Source organism: Priestia sp. TRM10, assembly GCF_057808375.1.
In genome coordinates this window covers 1,224,595-1,240,277 of record NZ_JBJZOT010000015.1, presented here as the reverse complement: position 1 = coordinate 1,240,277, position 15,683 = coordinate 1,224,595, and the positions used below count along the sequence as shown (strand labels likewise).

The following is a 15,683-nucleotide window of genomic DNA, read 5'->3' as shown; positions in this document are numbered from 1 at the left end:
GAGCGTTAATTATGGACTTTCGTACAGATTTTAAACCAATTACAGTACAGCCTCAAATGATTGAAGGAAGAAGTTTTGAAATGATTACAGAGGAGTTAGGGGAGCATCATTTCACAGAAGAACAATACCCAATTGTTCAACGCATTATTCACGCTTCAGCAGATTTTGAGCTTGGAAGAAGCGTTCTTTTCCATCCAGATGCAGTTAGAGCAGGCGTTGCAGCAATCAGAAGTGGTAAACAAGTTGTAGCAGATGTGCAGATGGTCCAAGTGGGAACAAACAAGCCTCGCTTGCAAAAGTTTGGAAGTGATGTACACGTTTATATTTCTGATGAAGATGTTATGGAAGAAGCAAAACGATTAGATACAACGCGTGCTATCATTTCAATGCGCAAAGCTATTCAACATGCTGAAGGCGGCATATTCGCTATCGGAAATGCTCCGACAGCTTTACTTGAGCTTATTCGTCTTATTAAAGAAGGAGAAGCAAAACCAGGGCTTGTTATCGGAATGCCTGTAGGATTCGTGTCTGCAGCAGAGTCCAAAGAGGAACTGGCAAAGCTTGATATTCCGTTCATTACAAACATTGGACGAAAGGGCGGAAGTACAGTTACAGTTGCTGCATTAAACGCGATTTCAATTTTAGCAGATCAGGTGTAATTGTGATGAAAGCTAAAAAAGAAGATAAACCACTTCGAGAAGGGTATACAACAGGTTCCTGTGCAACAGCTGCAACAAAAGCGGCCCTTCTTTCTCTTATCACAGGTGAAGTGCAAAAAGAGGCAACAATTAAGCTTCCAATGGGGAGAATTGTGACCTTTTCAATGGAACAATGTGAAGTCAAAGAAAATATGGGATTCGCTGAAATTATTAAAGATGCAGGAGATGACCCAGATGCAACGCACGGCGCTCGTATCCAATCAACTGTAACATGGAAAGACACACCAGGCATTGAACTTGACGGAGGAGTTGGAGTTGGACGAGTCACAAAACCAGGACTGCCTGTGCCAGTTGGTGAAGCAGCTATTAATCCTGTTCCACGTAAAATGCTTTATAGCGTAGCAGAAGAAGTTTTAAAAGAGCATGGTTCAAATAGAGGGATTAAAATTATAATTTCAGTTCCTGATGGAGAAGAGATGGCCAAAAAAACGCTTAACGGCCGTCTAGGTATCCTTGGAGGTATTTCTATTCTAGGAACAAGAGGAATTGTTGTTCCTTTTTCAACAGCTGCTTACAAAGCAAGTATTGTCCAAGCCATTAGCGTTGCGAAAACAAGTGGATGTGATCATCTTGTTATTACAACAGGTGGACGCAGTGAGAAATATGGGATGAAAGAATATCCGGATCTTCCTGAAGAAGCATTTATAGAGATGGGAGACTTTGTTGGATTCACCCTCAAACAGTGCAAACGCCAAGGAATTAAGCATGTTTCAATGGTTGGAATGATGGGCAAGTTCTCAAAGGTTGCCCAAGGTGTAATGATGGTACATTCCAAAAGTGCTCCTGTTGATTTTAACTTTTTAGCTGATATTGCAGAGCGCGTTGGGGGAGACGAAGAGCTCTTAGAAAGTATCCGTAATGCAAACACGGCTTCTCAAGTTGGTGATTTCATGGTAGAAAGAAATTTGCCTTATTTCTTTGATAGTTTATGTGAAAACTGCTGTCGTTCGGGTTTAAGAGAAGTGGGCGGCGGAATGAAGATTGAAACTTCTCTTTATACGTTCAAAGGAGCGTTTCTTGGAAAGGCGGTTTATGATGAAAGGTAATATAAAGCTTATTGGCATTGGAGATGAAGGGAGAGCAAGTCTGCTCCCCCTTTATGAAACATTTATTGAACAAAGTGATGTATTAGTTGGAGGGGAAAGACAGCTTAAGTTCTTCCCTGATTATAGCGGTGAAAAAGTTGTGATAAAAGGTGGACTTAAAAACTTAGTTGATATGCTGCAAATCGAGGAACGAGAAGTTGTTGTGCTCGCTTCAGGTGATCCCCTTTTCTATGGAATTGGTGGTTATCTTTCTAAAAAGATAAATGTAAGCATTTATCCATACTTAAGTTCCGTTCAGCTTGCTTTCTCAAGAATGGGAGAAAAATGGCAAGATGCAAAACTTCTAAGTGTTCATGGGAGAGATATGCTAGGGCTTGCACAAAAGATTGATAGTGAAGACCTTGTAGCTCTTTTAACAGATGAAAAAAACTCTCCTTCTGAAATTGCAAAATATTTGCTCTCTTTTAATATGACGGAATATGAAATGTTTGTTGGCGAACACCTTGGTGGAGAAGAAGAAAGATGTAGCACTTTAACACTTGAAGAAGCAACTGATACCGCGTTTGCACCTTTAAACGTTGTGATTTTAAAAAGAACGAAAAAAGGACCATCTTGGTCATTTGGAATTCATGACGAAGAGTTTATTCAGCGTAAACCTGAAAAAGGTTTAATTACAAAAAAAGAGATTCGTACACTAAGCCTAGGGGCTCTTGGTCTAAAAAAAGACAGCATTGTTTGGGATATTGGAACATGTACAGGCTCAGTAGCAATTGAAGCTGCTCGTATTGCTAAAGACGGGAAAGTATTCGCTATTGAAAAAAACGAAGGTGATTATCAAAACTGTTTGGAAAATATGAAAAAGTTTCGTACAGATTTCACAGTTATCCACGATAAGGCGCCGAACGGCTTAGAGACATTTGAAAATCCTGATGCTGTTTTTATTGGTGGAACAGCAGGGGGAATGAAAAATATTTTAAAACAGTGTTGTGAACGCCTGAACGAAGGCGGTCAGATTGTGCTAAATGCTGTAACAATTGAAAATTTAGGAGAAGCTGTATCCACTTTTAAAGAAAATGGCTACTCCGTAGACATTACACTTGCTCAAGTTTCAAGAAGCAAGCCAATTTTAAACTTAACTCGTTTTGATGCTCTAAACCCCATCTATATTATTAGCGCTCGTCGTGAAGAAGGAGAAAAATAATGATAGGAACATTATACGGTCTTGGCGTAGGACCAGGAGATCCAGAACTTATTACAGTAAAAGCATTTAGAAAGTTAAAAGAAACAGATGTTATTGCTTATCCGAAGAAAAGAAAAGGAAGTAAAAGCTATGCACATCGCATTGTTGAAGCATATTTCAATCCAAGTGAAAAAGAAATGCTTGGGCTTGTATTTCCAATGACAAAAGATAAAGAAATTCTTCAAAAGAAATGGAGCGAAACAACGGAAACGGTATTTGCTGAGCTTCAGCAAGGAAAAGACGTTGCTTTTGTAACAGAAGGTGATCCTCTTTTATATAGTACATTTATTCATATGATGAAACTGATGAAAGAACGCCACCCAGAAGTCCAAATTGAAACAGTACCAGGTATCTCTTCTATTAATGGTGCGGCTTCACGTCTTGGTCTGCCGCTTGCAGATGGTGATGAACATGTGGCAATTGTTCCTGCTCGAGAAGACTATGAAGAAATGAAAAAAGTGCTTCTTGAAAACGACTGTATCGTATTTATTAAAGTCGCAAAAGTAATTGATTTTATGATTCCGTTATTAAAAGAACTAAATTTATTACATAAAGCATCTGTTGTAACGAAAGTAACGTCAGAGGAAGAAATCGTATGGAATATTGAAGAATTAGAAGGCGTAGAGCTTGAATACTTAACATTAATGGTGGTGCGAAAATGAAGCTATTTATTATCGGAGCAGGACCAGGAGATCCGGATTTAATTACAGTAAAAGGTTTAAAACTACTTCAGGAAGCAGATGTTGTACTTTATGCTGATTCGCTTGTAAATGAAGAGCTTGTAAATAAGGCAAAAGAAGACGCAGAAGTGTTGAAAACAGCTGGCATGCATCTAGAAGAAATGGTTGACCTTATGGTAGAACGACTAAGTGAAGGAAAGAAAGTTGTTCGTGTTCATACAGGAGATCCTGCTGTCTATGGAGCAATTATGGAACAAGTTGCACTATTAAAAGAGCGTGACGTTGAAGTTGAAATCATTCCAGGAGTTAGCTCTGTATTTGCCTCAGCAGCATCTGTTGGAGCTGAGCTTACCATCCCAGATTTAACTCAGACGGTTATCCTTACAAGAGCAGAAGGAAGAACCCCAGTTCCAGAGTTTGAGAAACTAAAGGATTTAGCAAAGCATCAGTGTACAATTGCGTTATTTTTAAGTGCGACATTAACAAAGAAAGTGATTAAAGAGCTACTTAGCGCTGGATGGAGTGAAGATACTCCTGTTGCTGTAGTATACAAAGCAACATGGCCAGACCAAAAGATCGTACGCACAACGCTTGTTAATCTTGATGAAGACATGAAGAAAAATGGAATTCGTAAGCAAGCTATGATTCTAGCTGGCTGGGCTTTAGATGAACATATTCATAAAAAAGATTATCGTTCAAAGCTTTATGATAAGACATTTACACATGGATTTAGAAAGGGGCTTCCATCATGATTGCATTGCAAGAAGGTGAAGTACCAGCTGTCACACAACAAGGAGATTATGCTGTTGTTGCTATCACAAAGCACGGAGTTGAGCTTGCTCGAAAGCTCGGCTCCTCTTTTCAAAATTCTGACGTGTACTATATGAGCAAGTTTGAAAAAGGGGATGAAGAAGATAAGGGCATTCAGCTTTTCTCAGGAAGCGTTCGCTTGTTACTTCCAGCTCTTTTTCAACAATATAAAGGGATTATTATTATTATCTCACTTGGTGCGGTTGTTCGCATGATTGCGCCTCTTTTAAAAGATAAAAAAACCGACCCAGGTGTTGTTGTTGTAGATGATAAAGGAGAAAACGTCATCAGCGTTCTTTCAGGTCATATCGGAGGAGCAAATGAATTAACAAGAGAGATTGCAGCTCTTTTAAAAGCGCACCCTGTTATTACAACTGCATCTGACGTACAAAAAACAATTCCTGTTGACTTATTTGGGAAACGTTTTGGCTGGGTGTGGGATTCAGCTGAGAAGTTAACGCCTGTTAGCGCCTCTGTTGTAAATGAAGAAAAAGTAGCTGTAATTCAAGAGAGCGGAGAAAAAGGATGGTGGCATTACGATACACCAATTCCTGAAAATATTAACTCCTACTCTTCAATTGAAGAAGCGGAAAAGGACGGTTTTCAAGCTGCGCTTGTTGTAACACATCGCTTATTAAAAGAAGAGGAAAAACATGTATTAAATAATGGGGTTCTTTATAGACCTAAAAATATTGTGCTTGGTATGGGGTGCAACAGAGGCACTTCTGCTTCTGAAATTGAGAGTGTTATGTTAGAAACGCTTGAAGAACTACAATTTTCAGTAAAAAGTGTCAAAGCTATTAGCACAATTGATCTAAAAAAAGATGAAGAAGGATTACTTCAAGTAGCTAAAAAATATGGATTAGAGTTTTCATATTACACACCAGAAAAATTAAATGAAGTGGAAATTAAGAATCCTTCTGAAACAGTTTTTAAATATACAGGTGCATATGGAGTAAGTGAGCCTGCAGCTCTTTTAAAAAGCGGAGCATCTGAGCTGTATCTTGAAAAGAAAAAAAGTGGGAACGTTACGATATCTGTTGCCGTTATCCCATATAACTAAGAGGGGGAAACAACATGGTACAGCGCCGACTTGTTGTGGCAGGTACAGGAAGCGGAGTTGGGAAAACGACGCTTACAATCGGCCTTATGGCAGCATTTAAAAAGAAAGGATACACTGTACAAGGTTTCAAGTGTGGTCCTGATTATATTGATCCAACATACCATACAGCAGTGACGGGGAGAGTATCGCGAAATATTGATAGTTGGATGCTTCCCCATGATACAGTGAAAGAAATTGTAAAACGCAATAGCGAGGATGCTGATATTTCAATTATTGAAGGAGTAATGGGCTTTTATGATGGAAAAAGTCCCCTTGATAATAGAGGAACAACGGCTGAGATTAGTGTTTTAACAGATAGTCCTGTTTTACTTGTTGTAAACTGTGCAAGTATGGCAAGAAGTGCTGCAGCTATTGTGAAAGGTTTTCAAATGATGTGGGAAGAACCAAACATTGTCAGTGTTATTGCTAACAATGTTGGAAGTGAAGGACACTATAAGCTAGTAAAAAAGGCAATTGAGCAAGAGTGTAAAATTCCAGTGGCTGGATATGTAAAGCGAAACGAAAGCTTATCTATTCCAGAGCGACACCTAGGACTTGTGCCGTCTATTGAAAGAGGGGAGCTTCATTCTTATTTTAATGAACTTGGAGACTTAATTTCTGAAACAGTTGATTTAGAAGCATTATATACATTAGCTGAAACAGAAGTGCTAGATGTAGAAAATCCTAAACTAGTAGCAAAAGATCCTGTGGTGAAAATTGCGGTTGCAAGAGATAAAGCTTTTAATTTTTATTATGAAGAAAACGTGGAACTGTTAAAAGCAAATGGAGCAGAAATCGTAGAATTCTCACCGTTAAATGGAGAGAGCGTTCCAAGCGATGTTCAAGGGCTTTATATTGGCGGAGGCTTTCCAGAAGAGTTTGCAAACGAGCTTTCTTCACAAGAGCAGGTAAAAGAGTCCTTCAAAGACGCAATAAACTCAGGAATGCCAACGCTTGCTGAGTGCGGAGGGTTTATGTTTCTAGCAGATTCAATCGAAACAACGAACGGAGAAATACATAAGATGGTTGGTGTTGTTCCTGGGCGTGTCAAAATGCAAAAGAAACGAGCAGCACTTGGTTATCGAGAGATTAGGGGCAGTGAAGGGAATTATCTATTAGATGGGGGTCTTGAAGCAAAAGGACACGAGTTTCATTATTCAACATTTGAAGGTGATGAAGAATTTACTCCAGCTTATGAGACAAAAGGAATGAGAGGTGTGAAAAAAGAGGGATATATGAAAGGGAATCTTCTTGCCGGATACACTCATTTTCATTTTGGGTCATGCCCTCAGATGGTTGAAAAATGGATTGCAAAATGCGAGGGGTACAAAGGATGAACAAGAAAGCTCTTTCCATTATGTTTCAAGGAACTCATTCAGATGCAGGCAAAAGCGCAATTGCAACTGCTTTTTGTCGAATCTTTTTCCAAGACGGATATAAAACAGCTCCCTTTAAGTCTCAAAATATGGCTCTGAATTCTTATATAACAGTAGATGGCAAGGAAATTGGTAGAGCTCAAGGCGTACAAGCAGAAGCAGCAGGAGTTACTGCAACAACAGATATGAATCCTATTTTAATCAAACCAACGAGAGATTCTGAATCGCAAATTGTTGTACATGGAAAGCCGTATAAAAATATGAAAGCAATGGCATATAGGCAAGAGTTTTTCGAGACAGGCCTTGGATTAATTAAAGAGTCATTTAAAAGTTTAAAAGGAACCTATGAAAGAATTGTGATTGAAGGAGCTGGAAGTCCGGCTGAAGTTAATTTAAATGATCGAGAGCTTGTGAACATGCGCGTTGCAGCCATTGCAGAATCTCCTGTTGTGCTTATCGGCGATATCGAAAAGGGAGGAGTATTTGCAAGTCTTGTTGGAACACTCCAACTTTTAAGTGAGAAAGACCGTGAACGGGTTATTGGGGTTGTAATTAACAAGTTCAGAGGTGATGTATCACTGCTTACTCCTGGTCTTGAATGGTTTGAAGAATATACAGGAACCCCTGTTTTAGGCGTTATTCCATATATGCCTAACTTAAATATTGATGCTGAAGATTCTGTTGTTCTATCTCGTTATTCTCAGGTGAAAAACCTCGCAAAAGTAATTGATATTGCTGTTATTCAATATCCAAGAATCTCAAATTTTACAGACGTAGATCCTTTTTTTGTTGAGGAAGACTGCCACGTTCGGTTTGTAACAAAACTTGAACAGCTTCAGAATCCAGATCTTATTATCTTGCCAGGCAGTAAAAATACGGTTGAGGACTATCTATTTCTAGAAGAAACAGGTCTTTCGGGACGCTTAAAAGAGCTCTTTGTAAGAAATGAAACAGTTATTGTTGGGATTTGTGGAGGATATCAAATGCTTGGCGAGAAAATCTTTGATCCTTTTCATGTTGAATCACCTCATGAGGAAGTTACGTCACTTGATTTTATTCCTCTTCATACAACAATTAGAGAAGAAAAGAAAACGATTCTTTCAGAAGGAATGCTAAATTTTCAACATGAAAAGATGCCTGTAAAAGGATATGAGATTCATATGGGCACATCAATATTTACAAGAGAAGTGGATTGTCTTATTCAATTAGAAAATGGAGAAGATGGCTGTTATTTTGAAGAAGAAAAAGTCATTGGAACATATTTTCACGGTATTTTTCATAACGATTCTTTTAGAACAGCTTTATTAAACAGTATACGAGCACAAAAAGGGCATCCTCCTCTTTTAGAGCGACCATCGTTTAATAAAATGAGAGAAGAAGCCTTTGACTTACTTGCTGATCATGTGCGAAAACACGTGAACATGGAATATATTCAGTCTAAAATGGTCGAATTTTCTCAAAAAGAAACGAATTCAGAGAAGTTTTCGGTATAATTTGATGTAACCGCAAATGTAAGGAGGAAAAACTATGAGTGCTGGTACTGTTTACCTTGTTGGAGCAGGCCCTGGAGATCCTAAGCTTATTACAATTCATGGATTAGAGTGCATCCAAAAAGCTGATGTCATTTTATATGATCGTTTAGTTAGTGAAGAGCTTCTAAAACATGTAAAAGAAGGAGCAGAGCTCATATTCTGTGGTAAGCTCCCAGGGAAACATGGAAAAATTCAAGATGATATTCATCGAACTCTAGTTGAGAAGGCAGAGCAAGGAAAGACTGTCACTCGTTTAAAAGGCGGTGATCCTTTTATTTTTGGGCGTGGGGGAGAAGAAGCAGAAGTACTTGCTAAAAGAGATATCCCTTTTGAAATTATTCCTGGTATTACGTCAGGTATTGCAGCTCCTGCTTATGCAGGAATTCCGGTCACATATAAAGATAAAGCAACATCGTTTGCTATTGTTACAGGTCATGGACGAGAAGAAAAAGGGCAGGATACCCTAAATTGGGAGACGCTTGCAAAAGGGATAGATACGATTGCCTTTTACATGGGAGTAGGTAACTTACCACATATCGTTTACAAGCTTACGGAACATGGACGGAGTAAAGAGACCCCTGTTGCTATTATTCATAAAGGAACAACACAAGAGCAGCGCACTGTTGTTGGTACCTTAGCAACAATAGAAGAAATGGCTAAGGTTGAGAATGTAAAGCATCCTTCTATGATTATTGTGGGAGAAGTTGTAGACATTCGTGAAAAAATTCAATGGTTTAACGAAAAAGGAGAGAAAACAACTTATGACAACACTATTTGATAACTTACAAAAAAGACGTGCACTCCGCGATCACGATGGTCGTCCTGTTGAAGATGAAAAGCTTGAAAAGATTTTAGAAGCTGCAACATGGGCTCCTAATGACCGTATGCGTGAGCCATGGACATTTTATGTTATTAAAGGGGAAGCGAAAAAGAGATATGAAGAGCTTGCATATACATATTTAGAAGAGCGTTTTCCAACAAAACCTCATCTTGTTGAAAGTTCAATGAAGAGTGTTAAAAATACACCTGTTCATATTGTTGTAACAGCAGACGTTGTTGAAGGAGACGAAGAAGCAACTGGTGACAACGTATATGGAGTATGCTGCGCAATTAATTCAATGTGGTTAGCAGCGGAAGAGCTTGGTTTAGGTTTTGTATGGAGAACAAGAGGTGTAGGTCTTATTCGTGACGAACGTCTTTACGAATTTATTGGAGCACCTGAAGGAAAACAAATTGTAGGCAACCTTTTTATTGGCTATCCAACAGAAGAATCGCTTGGTAAGCTGAAAGATAAAAAGCGAACAGACTATTCTGAGAAAACCGTTTGGTTGTAAGGAGGAGTTTTATGGCTTCAAAAGAAAGAGGCTTATGCCTTGTTTACACAGGGGATGGAAAAGGGAAGACAACAGCTTCTTTAGGACTTGCTGTGCGTGCAACAGGCCGAGGTCAGCGCGTGCTGATGGTTCAATTTATTAAATCTCCTCAGCGTACGTATGGGGAAAAGATTATCTTTGATAAGCTTGGAATTGAAATGCATCAAACAGGCGTGGGATTCACATGGACGAAAACTCCAGAAGAGCATAGAGAGGCTTTAAAGAAAGCATGGGCTTTTACGAAAGAGAAAGTCATGTCAGAACAATATGACGTTGTGATTCTTGATGAAATTCATAATGCCCTTTCTATTACGAAGTTTCCGGTTGATGATGTTTTACCACTTCAAGAGGTGCTTGAGCTTATAGAAAATCGACCGCAAGGCATGCATCTTATCTTAACAGGTCGTTCAGCTCGGGAAGAAGTAATTGAAGCTGCTGATTTAGTCAGCGAAATCAAACCTATAAAGCACTACTATGAAGAAGGAATTCCAGCTGTTAAAGGGCTCGAATTTTGAAGAAGGCTCTAGTTTCTCATAGGAAACTAGAGCTTGTTTTTTTATAAAAAGGAAATTGTAGGTCAAAAGAAAGGGATTATTGGAGAAACAATAGACATTTCTAATGAACTGAGTTAACATTTTCATCATAATCTTTTTGATAAGTGAGGCAACGTCTATGGCTAAACGAAGGAAACATCATGAGACAATAGCTGAACTAGAGCGGTCTCTTCGATATATGTCTGTTATTATCAAGCAAAAAGGTCGCGAAATCTTAAACGAATACAACATCACTCCTCCACAATTTGTGGCTCTTCAGTGGCTGTTTGATTCAGGTGAAATGACAATCGGAGATCTTTCTAGCAAAATGTATTTAGCATGCAGTACAACGACAGACTTAATTGACCGAATGGAGAAAACAGGTCTTGTCACAAGAGCAAAAGATGAACAAGACCGGCGTATTGTTCGCGTTGTTCTGCTTGAACGTGGTAAGAAGCTCATTGAAGAAGTGATAGCGAAAAGGCAAAATTACTTAGCGGAGGTTGTTTGTGAGTATGATCGCGCTGAAGTTGAGCTTCTTTGTGAAAATTTGCAGAAGCTTCATAAGGAGATGAGTAGCGAATGAATCGGCCAATTGGGGTAATTGATTCAGGAGTTGGTGGGTTAACAGTTGCAAAAGAAATTATGAGACAGTTACCGAAAGAGCAAATTATTTATATGGGAGATACAGCTCGATGTCCGTACGGTCCTCGACCTGAAGAGGAAGTGCGTGCTTTTACATGGGAACTGACAAATTATTTACTTCAATTTGATATTAAAATGCTCGTTATCGCCTGCAATACAGCAACAGCAGTTGTGTTAAAGGAGATTAGCGAGACTCTAAATATTCCCGTTATTGGCGTTATTGAACCAGGAGCTCGTGCTGCGTTGAAAGCAACAAGCAATCATAATATCGGTGTTATTGGAACAAATGGTACAGTAAAAAGTAAGGCTTATGAACAAGCTTTAAAAAGGCTTCATCATAACGTATGTGTGAAAAGCTTAGCATGTCCTTTATTTGTACCCCTTGTTGAAAGCGGGGATTTCGAAGGAAATGAAGCAAGAGAAATTGTTTTTCAAACGTTAAAGCCTCTCTATCAGACGGAAATTGATATATTGATTTTAGGCTGTACACATTATCCCATTTTAAAAGAGCTTATTAAAGAAGCGATGGGAGCTCGTGTTGCACTCATCAGTTCTGGAGAAGAGACAGCAATTGAGGTAAGCACCATTTTGTCATTTCGTAATGAACTGCACACGGAAAAACGTGAAAAAGAACATGTATTTTTTACAACAGGGAATGCTTCCCTTTTTGAGCTTATTGCGTCAAAATGGTTTGATCATCCTATTCAAAACGTTCAGCATATTGATTTAACGAAAGTGAACTAATGATTAGTTCACTTTTTTCTTTAAAAAAAGAAAAAAGTGAGCGGTCTAATTTGATTAGCGGCTCGTATACATAATAGTACAAACTGTCTTAGGAGGGAAAGGTATGTCCAAAATAAAAATAACGGCGGTTTCTACTATGCTTGCGACATCAATGCTTTTAACGGGGTGCGGCTTGTTTGGAGGAGAAGATGTAGCAGAGGAAATTGATCCGCCACAAGACGTTGAGTACACGAAAGACAATCAAAAAATAAAAGAAGAAGCAAAAGAAACAACTAAAGAAAAGGAGAGTAAAAAAGCAGAAGAAACATTAACAAGAGAAGTGTATTTAATCGACAAAAATGGTTTTGTTGTTCCTCAAACAATTGATGTGCCAAAAGCAGATGCAGCAGCTGCTGAAATTATAGAATATCTTGTTGTAGGAGGACCAATTGATCAAATGCTTCCAAACGGTTTTAGAGCTGTTCTCCCTGCTGGAACAGAAGTTAAGAGCGTCAATTTGAAAGAAAATGGTACACTTGTTGTTGACTTCTCTCCAGAATTTAAGGAGTATAAAGCAGAAGATGAAAGCCGGATTTTGCAATCTTTAACATGGACACTAACACAGTTTGACGCTGTTAAGAATGTACAGCTTCAAATTAATGGCTATGATCAAAAAGAAATGCCTGTTAATAAGACCCCTATTAGTGAGGAATTGACAAGAGCAGACGGCATTAACATGCAAACAGAAGGAATTACAGATATGACAAGCACATCTTCTGCTACTCTTTACTATTTATCACAAAATGCTGATGGAACATATTATGTTCCGGTAACAAAGCGTCTCGATCTAGGGAAGACAGATGAGGAGCGTTTTACAGCGGTTGTTGATAGTTTAATAAATGATGTACCAAAGGGGCTTGTTGGTGATTTTAATAATGAAGCAGCGCTTGTAGCGAAGCCAGAGTACGAAGATGGAACAGTAACGCTAACATTTAATAAAGCTCTCTTAAATTCTGCAGAAAAGAGCCAGCTTTCTAAACATGTGGTAGATGCCCTAGCTCTTTCCCTTACAGAACAAAAAGGGGTTGAAAATGTCTCGATTGAAGTAAAAGGACAAAAGAATATAACAGTAGATTCTGGTCAAAAATTAACAGAAGAAGTTTCCCGTCCTGAAAATATAAATGCAGAGGCATTTTAAATATGATTTCGTGTTAAGAATAGTTTTTGATATACTGTAATAAAAAAGAGGTCTTTAGAGGCCTCTTTTACTTTTTACTTTTGAAGGGGATTACCCTTTTACATAGATTTTAAAGGAGGAAACATCTTGCGTATTGACGGAAGGGCGAAAGACGAAATAAGAGAAGTTAAAATTGAGAAAGACTACATAAAGCATCCAGAAGGGTCTGTACTTATTAGCGTTGGGGATACGAAAGTAATTTGTTCAGCTACAATTGATGATAGAGTACCTCCTTTTATGAGAGGAAAAGGAAAAGGATGGATTAATGCGGAGTACGCTATGCTTCCACGAGCAACAAATCAGCGCAATATCCGTGAATCTTCAAAAGGAAAAGTATCAGGTCGTACAATGGAAATACAGCGTTTAATTGGGCGAGCGTTACGAGCGGTCGTTGATTTAGAAGCGTTAGGTGAGCGCACAGTGTGGCTTGACTGTGATGTTATTCAAGCAGATGGTGGGACAAGAACAGCTGCGATTACAGGTGCGTTTGTGGCAATGGCTTTAGCCCTTGGACGAGCTGTTAAAGAAGAGAAACTTACCAATTACCCAATCCGTGATTATCTAGCGGCAACGTCTGTTGGAGTTGACGTTGAACATGGAACAATTTTAGATTTAAACTATGAAGAAGATTCCAATATTGATGTTGATATGAATATTGTTATGACAAGTAAAGGCCAATTTGTAGAGCTTCAAGGAACAGGAGAAGAAGCAACTTTTTCAAAAGATCAGTTTGATGAAATGCTTGAACTTGCTTCAAAAGGAATTTCTGATCTTGTTGCAGTACAGAAAGAAGCGTTAAGTGAGTTTTCACATCTTCTAGAAAGTGAAGGTGAAGAGGAATGAAAAAAATTTTAATTGCCACAAAAAATAAAGGAAAAGTGGCCGAATTTGCTGCTCTTTTTGAAAAGAAAGGCTACAGTGTGCAATCGCTTCTTGATTTAGAAGGAGACCTTGATGTTGAGGAAACAGGCACAACATTTGAGGAAAATGCGATTTTAAAAGCTGAAGAGATTTCAAAATTGTTGGATTGTCCTGTTGTTGCAGACGACTCTGGACTTGAAGTTGATGCTTTAAACGGAGAACCTGGCGTATATTCAGCACGCTATGCAGGTCTTGAAAAAAGTGATGAGAAAAACATTGATAAAGTATTAGAAAAATTAGAAGGTATACCTGAGTCAGAGCGAACAGCACATTTTCAATGTGCCCTAGCACTTGCTTTGCCAGGAAAAGACACCGTTGTTGTGAGAGGGAATTGCGAAGGTACTATTACGCATGAGAGAGTAGGAGAGCAGGGATTTGGGTATGATCCAATATTTTATGTACCATCTCTGCAAAAAACGCTTGCAGAACTCCCAAAAGAAGAAAAAAATAAAATAAGTCATCGAGCAAAGGCACTTCAAAAGCTAGAAGAAGTAATAGATGGAATATTGTAGAGGAGGAGAGAAATATGCGTGTGCTTATCGTAAGCGATAGTCATGGCCTAACAGAGGAACTGCATACAATTAAAAATCGTCATAAAGATGTCAATGCTTTTGTTCACTGCGGGGATTCTGAGCTTCAAGCAGATTCAAGCGAAATGGAAGGGTTTCTTGCTGTACGCGGAAATTGTGATTATGACGAACGATATGAAAATGAAGAAACGTTAAATATAGGAGAAGATCTTCTTTACGTAACACATGGTCATCTATATAATGTGAAAATGACACTTATGAATTTAACATACCGAGCTAAAGAGCGGGATGCTAAAGTTGTCTGCTTTGGACATTCTCATATTGCAGGAGCCGAGAAGATTGATCAGACGTTATTTATTAATCCAGGAAGTATTCGCCTACCGAATCGAAGAAAAGAGCGTACATATGCCATCCTCCAGTATGAAGAAAATAAAGCAACTGTAAATTTTTACGATCATGAAGGAAATGAAGTAAAAGACTTAACAAATTCATTTTCTCTATAGTATAATTAGAGAGAGAAATAATTCATTTTCTCTCTCTAAAATTTTTGGGAAAATGGTTGACTTTATGTTTTTTAGAGCGTATAATAAAACTTGTCTTAAGAGTTCAATACATATTATAATATGTCCCAGTAGCTCAGCTGGATAGAGCAACGCCCTTCTAAGGCGTCGGTCGGGAGTTCGAATCTCTCCTGGGATGTCTACTTGTTTTTAAAACGTAAAAAGCACTTTCTTATTAGTTATTAATGACTAGTAAGAAAGTGCTTTTTTTTTGTTTAAAATTTAAGATTTAGGACTATTAGATGAAAGTGTAATTTTTTGTTTACTGGATGTTGCATCGGGTACAAAACAAATAAGTAAGAAAATAGTAAAAAAATTGGAAAAAACAAAAGGAGGAATTACAGATGACAGACAAAAACAATAACCAAAACGACAATAACAAAATGTCTTATGAAGAAGCAGGCCGAAAAGGCGGAGAGAAAACAGCTCAAAATCATGATAAAGAATTTTATCAAGAAATTGGCGAAAAAGGTGGGCAAGCTACAAAGGAAAACCATGATAAAGAATTTTATCAAGAAATTGGCGAAAAAGGTGGGCAAGCTACAAAGGAAAACCATGATAAAGAATTTTATAAAGAAATTGGTGAAAAGGGCGGAAAAGCAAACCGCGATAACAACAATTAACTTTCTAAAAACCATTTAAAAAAACAAATCAAA

The 15,683-nt window shown here is 38.3% G+C and carries 17 protein-coding genes, 1 tRNA gene and 1 pseudogene; all 19 read left to right on the top strand.

From position 1 onward, the window contains the following. The first annotated feature begins 11 nt into the window (after nucleotides 1-11). Nucleotides 12-659: a precorrin-8X methylmutase gene (locus ACK3CR_RS23165; RefSeq protein WP_040056890.1), complete on the top strand. Its 648-nt coding sequence runs from the start codon at nucleotides 12-14 to the stop codon at nucleotides 657-659. A gap of 5 nt (nucleotides 660-664) precedes the next feature. Next, complete coding sequence (locus tag ACK3CR_RS23160; protein ID WP_410914117.1) at nucleotides 665-1,765, top strand: cobalt-precorrin-5B (C(1))-methyltransferase; 1,101 nt, start codon at nucleotides 665-667, stop codon at nucleotides 1,763-1,765. After that, the gene (gene cbiE, locus ACK3CR_RS23155; RefSeq protein ID WP_488976223.1) at nucleotides 1,755-2,966 is read left to right on the top strand and encodes a precorrin-6y C5,15-methyltransferase (decarboxylating) subunit CbiE; all 1,212 of its coding nucleotides are present in this window, start codon (nucleotides 1,755-1,757) and stop codon (nucleotides 2,964-2,966) included. Before ACK3CR_RS23160 ends, cbiE begins: the two co-directional genes overlap by 11 nt. Continuing rightward, nucleotides 2,966-3,667 carry a precorrin-2 C(20)-methyltransferase gene (gene cobI / locus ACK3CR_RS23150; protein ID WP_243517326.1) on the top strand — a complete coding sequence of 234 codons (702 nt, stop codon included), beginning with the start codon at nucleotides 2,966-2,968 and terminating at the stop codon, nucleotides 3,665-3,667. Before cbiE ends, cobI begins: the two co-directional genes overlap by 1 nt. After that, nucleotides 3,664-4,437 (top strand): precorrin-4 C(11)-methyltransferase, encoded by a 774-nt coding sequence (gene cobM, locus ACK3CR_RS23145; RefSeq protein WP_488976146.1) that lies wholly within the window; start codon nucleotides 3,664-3,666, stop codon nucleotides 4,435-4,437. The genes cobI and cobM overlap by 4 nt, the downstream gene beginning before the upstream one ends. Further along, nucleotides 4,434-5,558, top strand: a complete 1,125-nt coding sequence (locus tag ACK3CR_RS23140) for a cobalt-precorrin 5A hydrolase (RefSeq protein ID WP_243517330.1) — start codon at nucleotides 4,434-4,436, stop codon at nucleotides 5,556-5,558. Before cobM ends, ACK3CR_RS23140 begins: the two co-directional genes overlap by 4 nt. Nucleotides 5,559-5,572: 14 nt before the next feature. Continuing rightward, on the top strand, nucleotides 5,573-6,934 hold the full coding sequence (locus ACK3CR_RS23135; protein WP_243517332.1) for a cobyrinic acid a,c-diamide synthase CobB: 1,362 nt from the start codon (nucleotides 5,573-5,575) through the stop codon (nucleotides 6,932-6,934). Next, the gene (locus ACK3CR_RS23130) at nucleotides 6,931-8,466 is read left to right on the top strand and encodes a cobyric acid synthase (RefSeq protein ID WP_488976145.1); all 1,536 of its coding nucleotides are present in this window, start codon (nucleotides 6,931-6,933) and stop codon (nucleotides 8,464-8,466) included. Before ACK3CR_RS23135 ends, ACK3CR_RS23130 begins: the two co-directional genes overlap by 4 nt. Before the next feature lie 34 nt (nucleotides 8,467-8,500). After that, nucleotides 8,501-9,283 (top strand): uroporphyrinogen-III C-methyltransferase, encoded by a 783-nt coding sequence (cobA, locus tag ACK3CR_RS23125; protein WP_488976144.1) that lies wholly within the window; start codon nucleotides 8,501-8,503, stop codon nucleotides 9,281-9,283. Further along, nucleotides 9,267-9,839, top strand: a complete 573-nt coding sequence (locus tag ACK3CR_RS23120) for a nitroreductase family protein (RefSeq protein ID WP_243517342.1) — start codon at nucleotides 9,267-9,269, stop codon at nucleotides 9,837-9,839. The genes cobA and ACK3CR_RS23120 overlap by 17 nt, the downstream gene beginning before the upstream one ends. 11 nt (nucleotides 9,840-9,850) lie before the next feature. Then, nucleotides 9,851-10,393: a cob(I)yrinic acid a,c-diamide adenosyltransferase gene (cobO, locus tag ACK3CR_RS23115; RefSeq protein ID WP_243517344.1), complete on the top strand. Its 543-nt coding sequence runs from the start codon at nucleotides 9,851-9,853 to the stop codon at nucleotides 10,391-10,393. A 157-nt stretch (nucleotides 10,394-10,550) separates the two neighbouring features. Further along, nucleotides 10,551-10,997, top strand: coding sequence for a MarR family winged helix-turn-helix transcriptional regulator (locus ACK3CR_RS23110; RefSeq protein WP_488976143.1), 447 nt, complete (start codon nucleotides 10,551-10,553; stop codon nucleotides 10,995-10,997). Further along, on the top strand, nucleotides 10,994-11,800 hold the full coding sequence (racE, locus tag ACK3CR_RS23105) for a glutamate racemase (RefSeq protein WP_243517346.1): 807 nt from the start codon (nucleotides 10,994-10,996) through the stop codon (nucleotides 11,798-11,800). The genes ACK3CR_RS23110 and racE overlap by 4 nt, the downstream gene beginning before the upstream one ends. Nucleotides 11,801-11,903: 103 nt before the next feature. Next, complete coding sequence (locus tag ACK3CR_RS23100) at nucleotides 11,904-12,977, top strand: GerMN domain-containing protein (RefSeq protein ID WP_243517348.1); 1,074 nt, start codon at nucleotides 11,904-11,906, stop codon at nucleotides 12,975-12,977. 126 nt (nucleotides 12,978-13,103) lie between these two features. After that, the gene (gene rph / locus ACK3CR_RS23095; RefSeq protein ID WP_243517350.1) at nucleotides 13,104-13,859 is read left to right on the top strand and encodes a ribonuclease PH; all 756 of its coding nucleotides are present in this window, start codon (nucleotides 13,104-13,106) and stop codon (nucleotides 13,857-13,859) included. After that, entirely contained in the window at nucleotides 13,856-14,449 is a 594-nt protein-coding gene (locus ACK3CR_RS23090) for an XTP/dITP diphosphatase (RefSeq protein WP_488976142.1), read from the top strand. The genes rph and ACK3CR_RS23090 overlap by 4 nt, the downstream gene beginning before the upstream one ends. 14 nt (nucleotides 14,450-14,463) lie before the next feature. Further along, nucleotides 14,464-14,970 carry a metallophosphoesterase family protein gene (locus ACK3CR_RS23085; RefSeq protein ID WP_243517353.1) on the top strand — a complete coding sequence of 169 codons (507 nt, stop codon included), beginning with the start codon at nucleotides 14,464-14,466 and terminating at the stop codon, nucleotides 14,968-14,970. Nucleotides 14,971-15,092: 122 nt separating this feature from the next. Continuing rightward, a tRNA-Arg gene (locus tag ACK3CR_RS23080) sits at nucleotides 15,093-15,166 on the top strand. A 205-nt stretch (nucleotides 15,167-15,371) separates the two neighbouring features. Continuing rightward, a pseudogene (locus tag ACK3CR_RS23075) lies at nucleotides 15,372-15,647 on the top strand (KGG domain-containing protein); the annotation flags it as partial. Nucleotides 15,648-15,683: the final 36 nt, after the last annotated feature.